Raw genomic sequence first — 14335 nt, forward strand, 5'->3', positions numbered from 1 at the left:
GCCTGAGCGGAACATTAGACTCGACAAGCCCGGCAACAGCTCGAACAGCTCTACTGCAAGGAGGCACGGGTGCCGCTGCTGACCCGCATCACGGGACCGCGCGATCTGGACCGGCTCAGCTCCGAGGAACTGGATCAGCTGGCGGAGGAGATCCGTACCTTCCTCGTCGAGGCGGTTTCCAAGACCGGCGGCCACCTCGGCCCCAACCTCGGTGTGGTCGAGCTGACCATCGCCCTGCACCGGGTCTTCGACTCGCCCAGGGACAAGGTGCTGTGGGACACCGGTCACCAGTCCTATGTGCACAAGCTGCTCACCGGCCGCCAGGACTTCAGCAGGCTGAAGATGAAGGGCGGTCTGTCCGGGTATCCCTCGCAGGCCGAGTCCGAGCACGACGTCATCGAGAACAGCCACGCCTCGACGGTCCTCGGGTGGGCCGACGGACTCGCCAAAGCCAATCAGCTGCTCAAACGCGACGACCATGTCGTGGCCGTCATCGGCGACGGCGCCCTGACCGGCGGCATGGCCTGGGAGGCGCTCAACAACATCGCCGAGGCCAAGGACCGCCCCCTCGTCATCGTCGTCAACGACAACGAGCGGTCGTACGCACCGACCATCGGCGGTCTGGCCAATCATCTGGCGACGCTGCGGACGACCGACGGCTACGAGCGCTTCCTCGCCCGCACGAAGGAGATCCTCGACCGCACGCCCGTCGTCGGCAAGCCGCTCTACGAGACGCTGCACGGCGCGAAGAAGGGCCTCAAGGACTTCATCGCGCCGCAGGGCATGTTCGAGGACCTCGGGCTGAAGTACGTCGGGCCGATCGACGGGCACGACATCGAGGCGCTGGAGTCGGCGCTCGCGCGGGCCAAGCGCTTCGGCGGGCCGGTCATCGTGCACTGCCTCACCGAGAAGGGCCGCGGCTACCAGCCCGCCCTCCAGGACGAGGCTGACCGCTTCCACGCCGTCGGCAAGATCCACCCCGACACCGGACTGCCGATCGCCAGCAGCGGCGCCGACTGGACGTCCGTGTTCGGCGACGAGATGGTCAAGCTCGGCCAGGAGCGCGAGGACATCGTCGCCATCACGGCCGCCATGCTCCAGCCGGTGGGCCTGGAGAAGTTCGCCAAGCGGTTCCCCGAGCGCGTCTACGACGTCGGCATCGCCGAGCAGCACGGCGCCGTCTCCGCGGCGGGCCTGGCGACGGGCGGCGTGCACCCCGTCTTCGCCGTCTACGCGACCTTCCTGAACCGTGCCTTCGACCAGGTCCTCATGGACGTCGCGCTGCACAAGTGCGGTGTCACCTTCGTGCTCGACCGCGCCGGCATCACCGGCACCGACGGCGCCTCCCACAACGGCATGTGGGACATGTCGATCCTCCAGGTCGTGCCCGGGCTGCGGCTGGCCGCCCCGCGCGACGCCGACCAGGTGCGGGCGCAGCTGCGCGAGGCCGTCGAGGTCAAGGACGCGCCGACCGTCGTCCGCTTCTCCAAGGGCGCCGTCGGCCCCGCCGTACCCGCCGTGGGCCGCGTCGGCGGCATGGACGTGCTGCGCGAGCCGGGCACCGACACCCCCGACGTGCTCCTCGTCTCCGTCGGAGCGCTGGCCCCCATGTGCCTGGAGATCGCCTCGCTCCTCGACAAGCAGGGCATCTCCACCACCGTCGTCGACCCGCGCTGGGTCAAGCCCGTCGACGAGGCCATGGCCCCGCTCGCCGAGCGGCACCGGGTGGTCGTCACCGTCGAGGACAACAGCCGCGTCGGCGGTGTCGGCTCGGCGGTCGCACAGGCCCTGCGCGACGCGGGCGTCGACGTCCCGCTGCGTGACTTCGGCATCCCGCCGCGCTTCCTCGACCACGCCTCCCGCGCCGAGGTGATGGCCGAGATCGGCCTCACCGCCCCCGACATCGCCCGTCAGGTCACCGGACTGGTCGCCAGGCTGGACGGCCGGTTCGACCGTACGGCCGCCGAGGTCGACTCGGTGGAGCCCGCCCGGGACTGACCCGGCCGGGAACCCACAACACCGGTAGGGCCGGATGGGCCGGTTCGCCACTCATGCTGGTGGCGAAACCGGCCCATCTGTGTGAATCCGCCCGCGCCCGGGCATGCGTACCACGCCCCCTCTCGATCATGTCGAGGACGACAAGCGTGGGAGGTATGACCGTGAGCAGCACACTCTTCCGGACGAAGAGAGTCGAACAGTCCATCCTCGATACCGAGGAGCCAGAGCACGCGCTCAAGAAGTCCTTGTCCGCGCTGGATCTGACCGTCTTCGGTGTCGGCGTGATCATCGGCACCGGCATCTTCGTGCTCACCGGCACCGTCGCCAAGAACAACGCCGGGCCCGCGGTGGCCCTGGCGTTCGTCGCGGCCGGTGTCGCCTGCGCGCTGGCCGCGCTGTGTTACGCCGAGTTCGCGTCCACGGTGCCGGTCGCCGGGTCCGCGTACACATTCTCGTACGCCTCCCTCGGCGAACTGCCCGCCTGGATCATCGGCTGGGACCTGGTCCTGGAGTTCGCGCTCGGTACGGCGGTGGTGGCCGTCGGCTGGTCGGGCTATGTCCAGTCGCTCATGGACAACGCGGGCTGGGAGATGCCCGCCGCGCTGGGCAGCAGAGAGGGCGCCGGTGACTTCGGCTTCGACATCCTCGCCGCCGCGCTCGTCCTTGTCCTTACTTTCATCCTCGTACTCGGCATGAAGCTGTCCGCACGGATCACGTCCCTCGTCGTCGCCATCAAGGTGACCGTCGTGCTGACCGTGATCATCGCGGGCGCGTTCCTCATCGACGGCGACAACTACGACCCGTTCATCCCGAAGCAGCAGGCCGTGGAGGCCGGGGAGAGTCTGCAGGCACCACTGATCCAGTTGATGTTCGGCTGGGCACCCTCCAACTTCGGCGTGATGGGCATCTTCACCGCCGCCTCCGTCGTGTTCTTCGCCTTCATCGGCTTCGACGTGGTGGCGACGGCCGCCGAGGAGACCAAGAACCCGCAGCGCGACATGCCGCGCGGCATCATCGGCTCCCTGCTCATCTGCACCACGCTGTACGTCGCCGTGTCGATCGTCGTCACGGGCATGCAGCACTACAGCCGGCTGTCCGTCGACGCCCCGCTCGCCGACGCCTTCAAGGCCACCGGGCATCCCTGGTTCGCGGGCTTCATCAGCTTCGGCGCCGCGGTCGGCCTGACGACGGTCTGCATGATCCTGCTCCTCGGCCAGACCCGCGTCTTCTTCGCCATGAGCCGCGACGGACTGCTGCCCCGCTTCTTCTCCCACGTCCACCCGAAGTACAAGACACCGCACCGGCCGACCATCCTGCTCGGCGTGGTCATCGCCATCCTCGCCGGCTTCACCCCGCTCACCGAGCTCGCCGCCCTGGTGAACATCGGCACCCTGTTCGCCTTCGTGGTGGTGGCGATCGGCGTGATCATCCTCCGCAAGACCCGCCCCGACCTGCACCGGGCCTTCCGCACCCCGTGGGTTCCGGTCATCCCGATCCTGTCGGTGCTGGCCTCCCTGTGGCTGATGATCAACCTGCCCGCCGAGACATGGGTGCGGTTCGCCATCTGGATGGCGGCCGGGTTCTTCGTCTACTTCCTCTACGGCCGCTCCCACAGCCGCCTCGGACGGCATGAGGAGACCACCGTCGGTGAGGTCATCAAGCCGCCGAAGGGAGACACCCCGTAGCCGAGCCGCCCGGTCGACGGGCGGTCAAGCACGACTCCCCGGCCCCGTATGTCCTGCTCAGGCAGGGACTGCGGGGCCGGATAGCGTTCATCCCATGCTCGCCGAGCTCCTCGCACCGCCACGCTCCGGACCCGAACCGCGCGCGGCACGTCGCTACTGGAGACGGCTGCTGCCCGCCCTGGCCCTGCTGGCCTGCGTCACCCGCCTGCCGTCCTTCACCCGGCCGCTGTGGAGCCCCGACGAGGGCTATCTCGCCGTACAGGCACGGATGCTGGCGCGGGGCGGAGAGCTGTACGAGACGGTCGTCGACCGCAAGCCGCCGCTGGTGCCGTGGCTGTACGAGGCCGCGTTCGCGGTGGCCGGTTCCGGATCGCTCACGTCGGTGCGGGTCCTGGCGGTCGCGGCTCAGCTGCTGACCGCCGCGCTGCTGGCCTCGCTGGCGCGTCGCCGCTGGGGCGACACGGCGGGCGGGACGGCCGGGGTGCTCTATCTGCTGGTGTCGGTGGGGCTCAACCCCGAGGACGCCCAGGCCGCGACCTTCGAGGTGTTCATGCTGCCCTGCACGGCGGCGGCGATGTGGTGCGCCGACCGGCGCCGATGGAGTGCGGCGGGCCTGGCTGTCGCGGCCGCGTTCCTCGCCAAGCAGACCGGTGGCGCGGTGCTGGTGCCGGTGGTGTGGCTGTGCGTGTCGGCGGGGGAGGCACGGGCAGGGGGACTGGCCCGGCTGGGCGCCGGGGCCGTGGTGCCGGTCCTGGCCGCGGCCGCGGTGACCGACCCGGCCGGGTTCCTGTTCTGGACGGTCACCGGATCGGGGGCGTACGCCTCCTTCACCGGGTCCGAGATCCACGTCCTCGCACGGGGCTTGACGAACACGGCGATCCTAGTGGTGGGCTGCGCGGGACTGATCCCGCCGGTGCTACGCGTCCTGCGGCCCGCCCGCACCGGGGCCGCGGACCTGTGGCTGTGGACGGCCGCCTCGGCCGGGGCGGTCATGCTGGGCTTCCACTTCTTCGGCCACTACTACCTGCAACTCCTCCCGCCCCTGGCCCTGCTGGCGACGGCCGCTCTGCAGAGCCTGCCGCGCGACCGCCTGACCCATGCCCTGGTGACCTCGGCCTGCTGCTGTGCCCTGTTCCTGGCCTGGGGACTGCTCGCGCCCCGACCCGACCTCGACCACGCGAGGCGCATCGCCGACGAGGTGGCGGCCCGGACGGAGTCACGCGACCGGGTCCTGGTCTGGGGCATACACCCCGAGACCTACTGGCTGGCCGGTCGCAGACCCGCGAGCCGCTACCTCACGGCCGGGCTCCTCACCAACTACAGCGGAGGGCGGGACGGACCGCGGGTCGGGGAGCGGTACGCCGTCGACGGGGCCTGGGCGGTCTTCCGGGCGGAGATGACCGAGCGGGCGCCGACGCTGGTCGTCGACGACTCGCAGGGGAAGCCGTACGGGCCGGAGAGGGTGCCGGGTCTGCGGCGGTTGCTGGCCGAGGGGTACGAGGAGGCGGGGGTGGTGGAGGGGGCGGTGCTGTACGTGCGGAGCCGCGCCTAGCAAGCCGTACCGAGTCGGCGTACGGCCACTGCACACGGCTGTCGCTAGGGCCGTACCGTACGCGGCCCCGCCACCTCCGCCCCCAACTCCGCGACTCTGCACCGCAGTTCCCGGTCCGCGGTCACCACCAGGCAGGGCCGCCCACCGGCCCGGGCGACGAGCTCGACCATGTGGTCGTCCCCGCTCCCGCCCGCGGCCTCCACCCGCACCCCCGGTACGGACTCCACCCCCCGAGCGGCCCCCTCCACCACGAGCACGATCTCCACGGGCCCCGCCCGTCCCGGCACACCGTCCACCGCCAGCCGATCCCGCAACCGCTCAGCGGCCCCCCGCCGATCCCGCCACCACCCGTCGGGCACCGACCCGACGACATTCGCGGCGTCGACGATCACGAGCAGGGGAGCGTCCTCATCCATGGGGCAAGGGTCGCACGGCGTTCACCGCCGGGGTGGCCCTACAACGCTCGGGGGCGTCACTCCTCGGCCGTCCCCTCCTCGTCGAAGCTGGCGAAGTACGCCGCGGCCATGTCCTCGTTGCCGTGCCCCTGCGCAGCCGCCCGCTCGAAGCGCTCCGCACTCGCCGCGGCCACGTCCAGGCGTACGCCGTACCGCTCACCCGCCTCCACGATGAGCCGCGCGTCCTTGCCGGCCGTGGTCACCGCGAACGCGGCCGGGGTCAGCCCGCCGTTCAGCACCAGGCCGGTCTTGGCCCGCAGGTAGCCCATGTCGAGCGGGCCGCCGTCGATCACCTCGAAGAAGTGCCGGGGCTCGACGTCGAGCGCCTTGGCGAGGGCCAGTACCTCACCGGCGGCGTTGGTGACCGCCAGCACCCAGCTGTTGGCGACCAGCTTCAGCCGCGTCGCCGTGCCCGCCCCGCCGTCCTCGCCGGTCCACACCGTACGGGCGCCGACGGCGTCGAACACCGGGGTCACCGTCTCCCGCCCGGCGACCGGCCCGGCCGCCAGGACCGTGAGCTGACCGGCCTCGGCGGGCTGGCGGGTGCCGAGCACCGGGGCGTCGTAGAAGACGAGGCCGTGTTCGCGGGCGAAGGCGGCCAGGTCGGAGATCGCCTCGATGCCGGCCGTGGTCGACTGGACCCAGGCCGCCCCGGAGCGCAGTGCCGGCCCCGCCTCACGCATCACGTCCAGCGTCGCGGGGCCGTCGTACAGCATGGTCAGGACGACGTCGGCGCCCTGCACCGCCTCGGCGGGCGAGTCGGCGACGAGGGCGCCGTCGGCGGCCAGGGGCTCGGCCTTGGCGCGGGTGCGGTTCCAGGCGCGGACGGTGTGCCCGGCCCTGGCCAGGTTGCGGGCCATCGCGGCGCCCATGATGCCGGTGCCCAGGACGCTCACGGTGAGCTTGTCGGTCATGACGTCGACTTCCTGTTCTCGTACGGACGTTGTTGCCGTGATCCAGCTTGCCCGGGGGCGGGCCGCCGAGCCGCCGCCACCCCGAATAGAGTGAACCGGTGAACGGCGACTGGCTCATCCGCGGCCGCGACGGCCGCCTCAGCGTCTATCTGCCGACCGACGACGCCGTCCTGTGCCGGGCGGAACTCGGACCCGGCGGCCCCTGGGAACCCCCGCGCAGGATCGGCGGCGACCAGAAGCTGCGCCCCGGCCCCGCGGTCGGCCAGGGCGCCGACTCCTACGCCCATCTGGCCGCCTGGCGGCCGACCAAGCCGGGTGAGGCGGGCCTGGTGCACTCCACGCACTTCCGCCCGCGTCTGGCCGCCCTGGACTGGATCTCCATCGGCCATCCGGACCAGAGCGGCGACCGCACCGGCACACCGGCCGTCACGGTCGACGCACAGGGCCGGGCCCATGTCTTCGTACGCAACAGGGCGGGCGGAGTGAGCATGCGCGGCCAGAAGGAGGTGGGCGGCTGGGGGCCGTGGCGCGATCTGAAGGGGCGCGAGGTCGACGACCGGCTGGCCGCGGTGACGGGGGAGTCGGGGCGGGTCGAGCTGTATGCCGCCGTTCCGGGCGCCATCCTGCACTGGCGGCAGGAGAAGCCGGGCAGCGTCCCCGTCCTGGAGGAGGCGATGGAGACCCCGGTCCGCCCGGGCACCCTGCGCGCGCTGGCCACCTCCGCCGAGCACACCACGCTCTTCTACGCCGACGACTCCGGCGACCTGTGCGCCTGGCGCCCGGGGACCAAGCCGGTCACCCTGCTGGCCTCCGCAGGCCCCGGTCCGGTCTCCGCGATCCGCTGCGAACTCGACGACCACGACTGCACGTTGCTCGCCCAGCGCTCGGCGAGCGGCCGCGTCGCCTTCGCCGCGTATCCGACGCAGCAGGAGTCGGCGGGCGCGTGGTGGACGGAATCGGGCCCGCAGCTTCCGGCGGACGCGGTGGTGGCGCTGGCGGTGGACGAGGACGAGCGGGTGGTGGCGGCCACGTTGTCGCCGTCGACGGGGCAACTGCTCGTCAGCCGGCGCAAGGACGAGCCGGGGTTGGCCCTGGAGGCTTGGCGGGAGGTCTGAGCGCACATAAGAGCCTGTGTCATATCCCCGGCCGGGCGCGCGACGCCTGGCACGCACTCCCCCAAGCTCTTCGAGCAGGGGGGACCCCCAGCCGCGTTGCCGAAACGCCCACGAAGTTCCTCCCCCATGCGCGAACCGAGCTTCGCTCGACTTGCGCGGGGGCACCCCCGTCGAGGGCGGCTCCGGCGCCTTGCGAGCGCACGCTCCCCCACCCTCGAACCGCGCTTCGCACGGCTCGGGCGGGAGGTGCCCCACGACGCCGCGCGCTGATCCGGCCGGGGATATGACACAGGCTCTAATGCGCAGGACCGTTCGGGCACCCCTGCGCCAGGATGGCGGTCATGGACACGGACAACACGAAAAGCCTGGTCGAGGCCTGGCGGCGGATCCTGGCGCCCTCAGGGACCTCTTGGGTGCTCTTCGAGCACGGGACGTGCGTGGTGCTGAAGCAGCCCGCGGACGACCTCGCGGGACAGGCCTCGGGGATTCTCGGCGAGTTCGGCCCGGTGCACGTGGGTTCCCCGGCCGGTGATTTCAACGTCCTCACGCTCAAGGACGACCTGGGCTGGCTGGTCACCGGACATCACCCGGACGTCGTCACCTACGTCGCTCCTGACGAACCCGTCGATCCGTCGCATCTGGCCGTCGGTATCCACGGCCGCACCAAGCGCCACCAGGACGGGACAGACCTCCGTATCGTCCATGTGGAGGACCGGCGCCAGGCCGTCGGCTGAGACGCCGGTGCCCCGCAGACCAGCAGGCCTGCGGGGCACCGGCTTCACAGGGGAGCGTTACGCCGGAACCGACGCCACGCCCGGAGCCAGGAACTTCTTGCCGTTCACGCGCTCGGAGACACCCTCGCGGTCCAGGTACGGCGTGATGCCGCCCAGGTGGAAGGGCCAGCCGGCGCCCGTGATCAGGCAGAGGTCGATGTCCTGGGCCTCGGCGACGACGCCCTCGTCGAGCATGAGCCCGATCTCCTGCGCCACGGCGTCCAGGACGCGGTCGCGGACCTGCTCCTCGGTCAGGACGACATCGCCCTGCTTGAGGAGCGCGGCGACCTCGGGGTCCAGCTCCGGCTTGCCGGAGTCGTAGACGTAGAAGCCGCGCTTGCCCGCCTTGACGACGGCCGCGAGGTTCGGGGAGACCTTGAAGCGGTCCGGGAAGGCCCGGTTGAGGGTCTCCGAGACGTGCAGACCGATCGCGGGACCGACCAGCTCCAGCAGCACCAGCGGGGACATCGGCAGACCGAGCGGCTCGACGGCCTTCTCGGCGACCTCGACCGGGGTGCCCTCGTCGATGACGTTCTGGATCTCACCCATGAAGCGGGTCAGGATGCGGTTCACGACGAACGCCGGGGCGTCCTTCGTCAGCACCGCGGTCTTCTTCAGCTTCTTGGCGACGGCGAAGGCCGTGGCCAGCGAGGCGTCGTCCGTCTTCTCGCCGCGGACGATCTCAAGGAGCGGCAGGACGGCGACCGGGTTGAAGAAGTGGAAGCCGACGACCCGCTCGGGGTGCTTCAGCTTCGACGCCATCTCCGAGACGGAGAGGGAGGAGGTGTTCGTCGCGAAGATGGCGTGCGCCGGGGCGACCGCCTCGACCTCCGCGAACACCTGCTGCTTGACGCCGATCTCCTCGAAGACGGCCTCGATGACGAAGTCGGCGTCCGCGAAGCCCTCGGCCTTGTCCAGGACACCGGTGACCAGGGCCTTGAGGCGGTTGGCCTTGTCCTGGTTGATACGGCCCTTGCCGAGCAGCTTGTCGATCTCGGCGTGGACGTAGCCCACACCCTTGTCGACGCGCTCCTGGTCGATGTCGGTCAGCACGACCGGCACCTCGAGGCGGCGCAGGAAGAGCAGCGCGAGCTGGGAGGCCATCAGACCGGCGCCGACGACACCGACCTTGGTGACCGGGCGGGCCAGGTTCTTGTCCGGCGCACCGGCCGGGCGCTTGCCGCGCTTTTGGACCAGGTTGAAGGCGTAGATGCCGGCACGCAGTTCGCCGCCCATGATCAGGTCGGCGAGGGCCTTGTCCTCGGCGTCGTAGCCCTGCTGCAGGTCGCCGTTCTTGGCGGCGGCGATGATGTCGAGGGCGCGGTAGGCGGCCGGAGCGGCCCCGTGCACCTTGCCGTCGGCGATGAAGCGGCCCTTGGCGACGGCCTGGTCCCAGGCCTCACCGCGGTCGATCACCGGACGCTCGACCTCGATGTCGCCCTTGAGGACCTGCGCCGTCCAGATCAGGGACTGCTCCAGGAAGTCCGCGCCCTCGAAGATGGCGTCGGCGATGCCCAGGTCGAAGACCTGCTGGCCCTTGAGCTGCTTGTTCTGGTTGAGGCTGTTCTCGATGATCACCGAGACTGCCTTGTCGGCACCGATCAGGTTCGGCAGGATCGTGCAGCCGCCCCAGCCCGGGACCAGGCCGAGGAAGACCTCGGGCAGCGAGAACGCCGGGAGCGCCTTGCTGACGGTCCGGTACTTGCAGTGCAGACCGACCTCGACGCCACCGCCCATCGCGGCACCGTTGTAGTACGCGAAGGTCGGCACCGCGAGGGCCGCGAGGCGCTTGAAGACCTCGTGGCCGCCCTTGCCGATGGCCAGCGCGTCCTTGTGCTCCTTCAGCAGCTCGACGCCCTTGAGGTCGGCGCCGACGGCGAAGATGAACGGCTTGCCGGTGATACCGACGCCGACGATGTCACCGGCGGCGGCCTCCGCCTCGACCTGGTCGATGGCCTTGTCGAGGTTGGCCAGCGACTGCGGGCCGAAGGTGGTCGGCTTGGTGTGGTCGAAGCCGTTGTCCAGCGTGATCAGGGCGAAGCGCCCGGCGCCGAACGGCAGGTCGAGGTGGCGTACGTGCGCGGACGTGACGACCTCGTCAGGGAACAGCTCGGCCGCACCCTTCAAAAGCTCAGCGGTGGTGCTCACTTGTCCCCCTCGAAGTGCGGGTTCTCCCAGATGACCGTCGCGCCCATGCCGAAGCCGACGCACATGGTGGTGAGGCCGTAACGGACGTTCGGCTGCTCCTCGAACTGGCGGGCCAGCTGCGTCATCAGACGGACGCCGGAGGAGGCCAGCGGGTGACCGAAGGCGATGGCGCCGCCGTACTGGTTGACGCGCTCGTCGTCGTCGGCGATGCCGTAGTGGTCGAGGAAGGCCAGGACCTGGACGGCGAAGGCCTCGTTGATCTCGAAGAGGTTGATGTCCTCGATGGACAGACCGGCCTTGGCGAGGGCCTTCTCCGTGGCCGGGATCGGGCCGTAGCCCATGACCTCCGGCTCGACGCCAGCGAAGGCGTAGGAGACCAGGCGCATCTTCACCGGCAGGTTGTTCTCGCGGGCGAAGTCCTCGGACGCGATGATCGAGGCGGTGGCGCCGTCGTTCAGACCGGCCGCGTTACCGGCGGTGACCCGGCCGTGGACGCGGAACGGGGTCTTCAGGCCCTGGAGGTTCTCCAGCGTGGTGCCCGGGCGCATCGGCTCGTCGGCGGTCACCAGGCCCCAGCCGGTCTCACCGGCCTCCGGGTTGGTGCGGCGCACCGAGATCGGCACCAGGTCCTGCTGGATCTTGCCGTTGGCGTACGCCTTGGCGGCCTTCTCCTGCGAGCGCACGGCGTATTCGTCGGCGCGCTGCTTGGTGATGTGCGGGTAGCGGTCGTGCAGGTTCTCGGCGGTCATGCCCATGAACAGGGCGGACTCGTCGACCAGCTTCTCGCTGACGAACCGCGGGTTCGGGTCCACGCCCTCACCCATGGGGTGGCGGCCCATGTGCTCGACACCGCCGGCGATGACGGCGTCGTAGGCGCCGAAGGCGATGGAGCCGGCGACCGTGGTGACGGCGGTCAGGGCGCCGGCGCACATACGGTCGATGGAGTAGCCGGGCACCGACTGGGGGAGGCCGGCGAGGATGCCCGCCGTACGGCCGATGGTGAGGCCCTGGTCACCGATCTGCGTGGTCGCGGCGATGGCGACCTCGTCGATCTTCTTGGGGTCGAGACCGGGGTTGCGGCGCAGCAGCTCCCGGATCGCCTTCACGACAAGGTCGTCGGCGCGGGTCTCGTGGTAGATGCCCTTCGGGCCCGCCTTGCCGAACGGGGTGCGGACGCCGTCGACGAAGACGACGTCCCTGACGGTACGAGGCACGATGGCTCTCCTCCAGATGCGGGATGGCACTGCTGCGATGCGCTGAGCGCGCGCTCAGGACCCATGCTACTTACGGGTAACGTAGCTGCACAGCCCTGGCGGCACGAGCGGCGAAGGTCACACATCTTGGCGCGTCTCAAGTGGCACCCGGCGCTGCAGGCCGTGCCCACCCTCCCCCACTGTCGGCTTCGCTCGAGCGGGGGCGCCCCCATCGCCCTGCGGAACGACTGCCCACGGGGTGGCTGTCCCCGCGGCGGCGCCGTCGAGCCCCTCGGAGTGAGTACGGGAGTGGGTGCGGGATGCGAGCCTCGCCACCGACAACCCCGCCACCGCCATGATCTCGTTGTCGTACACGATCGCCGTCGGCCGATCAGGCGGCGCAGCCGTGAGCAGGGACCTCGTCGCCCGCGCACCCGCATCGCCCGAGAAGCCGGTCGCCACCTGCCATGCCCCGGCCAGCGCCTCGAACGCGTCAGATGCGGGTTCGCGGCGAACGCGGACCACGTCGGCGCGACGAACGCCCTCAACAGGGCCGGGCTGGTCCTCTGCGCGGCGGCTCAGCCACCGACGCAGGAAGCCCGCGCGAGGGTGCGGGCCGTGACGATGATGCCGCCGGGCACGACAGCGACCTCGAACTCCGGCCGGGGATACGGCACTTCCCGGTCCGGCGCGGGGAAGTGCACGGCGCGCAGACCGTCCGCGTCCGCCATCAGGAAGGTGGCGACCTTCCAGATCGTCACCGGCCTCGGCATGTTCCTGCAGTTCGTCCGCTCGATCCCCGCCTCACTGGACGAGGCGGCCCGCCTGGACGGCGCGAACGCCTTCACGATCTACCGCAGGATCATCTCCCCCCTGCTGAAACCGGCGATCGCGACGGTGGTGATCGTCAAGGGCATCACCACCTACAACGACTTCTGCATCCCGTTCCTCTGCATGCCCTCGGAAGACCTTGGCGTGATCTCGACATTCCTGTTCCGCTTCAAGGGCCCGTTCGGCGCCCACGGGGAAACGATCTCGGCAGGAGCGGTGCTGGTGATCCTGCCGATGCTGATCGTGTTCCTGCTGCTGCAGCGGTTCATCTACAACGGGTTCATGCGAGGTGCGACCAGGTGAGGTGCTTTCAGGGGCGCGGCGGTCAGGCGGACAACGCAGCAACCAGAACCGGAGTGACCTGCTCGACCTGCCACGGCCGAGCCCCATGACCGGCCAACGCCTCCGCAACCGACCCGGCGTCGACGACCTTCGGCGGCTCCCAGCAAACCCGCCGCACGGTGTCCGGAGTGATCAGATTCTCCTGCGGCATGTTGAGCTGCTCGGCGAGCGCGGACACCGCAGCCCGGGCGGCGGAGAGCCGAGCCGCGGCGACGGGGTCCTTGTCGGCCCAGGCACGAGGCGGCGGCGGCCCGGTGACGGGCTGCCCCGGCGCCGGCATCTGCGACTCGGTCAAAGCCTTCGCACGATCCACGGCGGCCTGCCACTGCTCCAGCTGCCGCCGCCCCATCCGATGCCCGTAACCGTTCAGCGCGGCCAGGGCATGCACATTGCCCGGCATGGCGAGCGCGGCCTCCACGATGGCCGCGTCACTCAGCACCTTGCCCGGCGACACATCCCGCTTCTGCGCGATCCGGTCCCGCGTCTGCCACAGCTCCCGCACCACGGCCAGCTGCCGACGCCGCCGCACCTTGTGCATGCCGGACGTCCGCCGCCAGGGATCCTTGCGCGGCTCGGCCGGCGGCGCGGCCGCGATCGCCTCGAACTCCTGCCGCGCCCACTCCAGCTTTCCCTGCCGGTCGAGCTCCTTCTCCAGCGCGTCGCGCAGGTCCACGAGCAGCTCTACATCCAGCGTCGCGTACCGCAGCCACGGCTCGGGCAGCGGCCGGGTCGACCAGTCGACGGCCGAGTGGCCCTTCTCCAGGACGTAGCCGAGCACGCTCTCGACCATCGCGCCGAGGCCGACCCTGGGGAACCCGGCGAGCCGACCGGCCAGCTCGGTGTCGAACAGCAGGCTCGGCACCATGCCTATCTCGCGCAGACAGGGCAGATCCTGGGTGGCCGCGTGCAGCACCCACTCCACGCCGGACAGCGCCTCACCGAGTCCCGACAGATCGGGACAGGCCACGGGATCGATCAACGCGGACCCGGCGCCCGCGCGGCGCAGCTGCACCAGATAGGCGCGCTGCCCGTAGCGATAGCCGGACGCGCGTTCGGCGTCGACGGCCACCGGGCCCGAGCCCGCGGCGAAGGCCGCGATCACCTCGGTGAGCGCGGCCTCGTCGGCGATCACGGGCGGAATGCCCTCGCGGGGCTCCAGCAAAGGGATCGGCGCCTCTGTAACAGAAGATCCGCCGTCGTCCGGAGGGGCGCCTCCGGTGGTTCGCAGTGAAGTGTCTGCTGCGGTCTCTTGGGCGTCGGTCACCTGTCAAGGGTATCTGTGTATGGACAGCGCCCGCCGACGGAACGTTCCGTCGGCGGGCGCCTGAG

11 protein-coding genes and 2 pseudogenes are annotated in these 14335 nt (G+C 70.7%); 6 read left to right on the plus strand and 7 right to left on the minus strand.

All coding sequences use genetic code 11. The annotated features are described in order from the left end of the window. The first annotated feature begins 69 nt into the window (after positions 1-69). The 3 genes from dxs (at position 70) to ACIBAG_RS32310 (ending at position 5235) form a co-directional block, all read left to right on the plus strand. A complete protein-coding gene (dxs, locus tag ACIBAG_RS32300) occupies positions 70-1998 on the plus strand; it encodes a 1-deoxy-D-xylulose-5-phosphate synthase (RefSeq protein ID WP_399109947.1) in 1929 nt (642 codons plus the stop codon). A gap of 161 nt (positions 1999-2159) precedes the next feature. After that, entirely contained in the window at positions 2160-3683 is a 1524-nt protein-coding gene (locus ACIBAG_RS32305; RefSeq protein ID WP_399109949.1) for an amino acid permease, read from the plus strand. A gap of 94 nt (positions 3684-3777) precedes the next feature. Continuing rightward, positions 3778-5235 carry a glycosyltransferase family 39 protein gene (locus ACIBAG_RS32310; protein ID WP_399109951.1) on the plus strand — a complete coding sequence of 486 codons (1458 nt, stop codon included), beginning with the start codon at positions 3778-3780 and terminating at the stop codon, positions 5233-5235. Between the two features lie 44 nt (positions 5236-5279). Here ACIBAG_RS32310 and ACIBAG_RS32315 read toward each other — a convergent pair whose 3' ends face one another. After that, on the minus strand, positions 5280-5651 hold the full coding sequence (locus ACIBAG_RS32315) for an NTP pyrophosphohydrolase (RefSeq protein WP_399109953.1): 372 nt from the start codon (positions 5649-5651) through the stop codon (positions 5280-5282). A gap of 56 nt (positions 5652-5707) precedes the next feature. Further along, positions 5708-6604: an NAD(P)-dependent oxidoreductase gene (locus tag ACIBAG_RS32320; protein ID WP_399109955.1), complete on the minus strand. Its 897-nt coding sequence runs from the start codon at positions 6602-6604 to the stop codon at positions 5708-5710. Positions 6605-6702: 98 nt separating this feature from the next. Between ACIBAG_RS32320 and ACIBAG_RS32325 the strand changes: the two genes are divergently transcribed. Then, positions 6703-7719 carry a hypothetical protein gene (locus ACIBAG_RS32325; RefSeq protein ID WP_399109956.1) on the plus strand — a complete coding sequence of 339 codons (1017 nt, stop codon included), beginning with the start codon at positions 6703-6705 and terminating at the stop codon, positions 7717-7719. A 332-nt stretch (positions 7720-8051) separates the two neighbouring features. Then, positions 8052-8453 (plus strand): hypothetical protein, encoded by a 402-nt coding sequence (locus ACIBAG_RS32330; RefSeq protein WP_399109957.1) that lies wholly within the window; start codon positions 8052-8054, stop codon positions 8451-8453. A gap of 57 nt (positions 8454-8510) precedes the next feature. Here the strand turns inward: ACIBAG_RS32330 and ACIBAG_RS32335 are convergent, their stop codons facing one another. The 4 genes and pseudogenes from ACIBAG_RS32335 to ACIBAG_RS32350 all read right to left on the minus strand — a co-directional run bounded on the left by ACIBAG_RS32335 (position 8511) and on the right by ACIBAG_RS32350 (position 12594). After that, positions 8511-10640, minus strand: a complete 2130-nt coding sequence (locus tag ACIBAG_RS32335) for a 3-hydroxyacyl-CoA dehydrogenase NAD-binding domain-containing protein (RefSeq protein ID WP_399109959.1) — start codon at positions 10638-10640, stop codon at positions 8511-8513. Next, positions 10637-11854 carry a thiolase family protein gene (locus ACIBAG_RS32340; protein ID WP_399109960.1) on the minus strand — a complete coding sequence of 406 codons (1218 nt, stop codon included), beginning with the start codon at positions 11852-11854 and terminating at the stop codon, positions 10637-10639. Before ACIBAG_RS32340 ends, ACIBAG_RS32335 begins: the two co-directional genes overlap by 4 nt. Before the next feature lie 248 nt (positions 11855-12102). Next, a pseudogene (locus ACIBAG_RS32345) lies at positions 12103-12313 on the minus strand (LacI family transcriptional regulator); the annotation flags it as partial. A gap of 98 nt (positions 12314-12411) precedes the next feature. Continuing rightward, on the minus strand, positions 12412-12594 hold the full coding sequence (locus tag ACIBAG_RS32350; protein ID WP_399110243.1) for a hypothetical protein: 183 nt from the start codon (positions 12592-12594) through the stop codon (positions 12412-12414). Between ACIBAG_RS32350 and ACIBAG_RS32355 the strand changes: the two are divergent. Further along, positions 12569-12967 (plus strand): annotated as a pseudogene (locus tag ACIBAG_RS32355) (ABC transporter permease subunit); the annotation flags it as partial. The gene ACIBAG_RS32350 and the pseudogene ACIBAG_RS32355 overlap by 26 nt on opposite strands. 22 nt (positions 12968-12989) lie before the next feature. Here ACIBAG_RS32355 and ACIBAG_RS32360 read toward each other — a convergent pair. Then, on the minus strand, positions 12990-14270 hold the full coding sequence (locus ACIBAG_RS32360) for an HRDC domain-containing protein (RefSeq protein ID WP_399109961.1): 1281 nt from the start codon (positions 14268-14270) through the stop codon (positions 12990-12992). Positions 14271-14335: the final 65 nt, after the last annotated feature.

This window comes from Streptomyces sp. NPDC051243 (assembly GCF_044455405.1).
Taxonomy (GTDB): Bacteria; Actinomycetota; Actinomycetes; order Streptomycetales; family Streptomycetaceae; genus Streptomyces.

What these genes read in the sequence shown, in the direction of transcription:
- ACIBAG_RS32310 (WP_399109951.1), top strand. Translation starts at nt 3,778, where the DNA reads ATGCTCGCCGAGCTCCTCGCACCGCCACGCTCCGGACCCGAACCGCGC.
- ACIBAG_RS32315 (WP_399109953.1), bottom strand. Translation starts at nt 5,651, where the DNA reads ATGGATGAGGACGCTCCCCTGCTCGTGATCGTCGACGCCGCGAATGTC.
- ACIBAG_RS32320 (WP_399109955.1), bottom strand. Translation starts at nt 6,604, where the DNA reads ATGACCGACAAGCTCACCGTGAGCGTCCTGGGCACCGGCATCATGGGC.
- ACIBAG_RS32330 (WP_399109957.1), top strand. Translation starts at nt 8,052, where the DNA reads ATGGCGGTCATGGACACGGACAACACGAAAAGCCTGGTCGAGGCCTGG.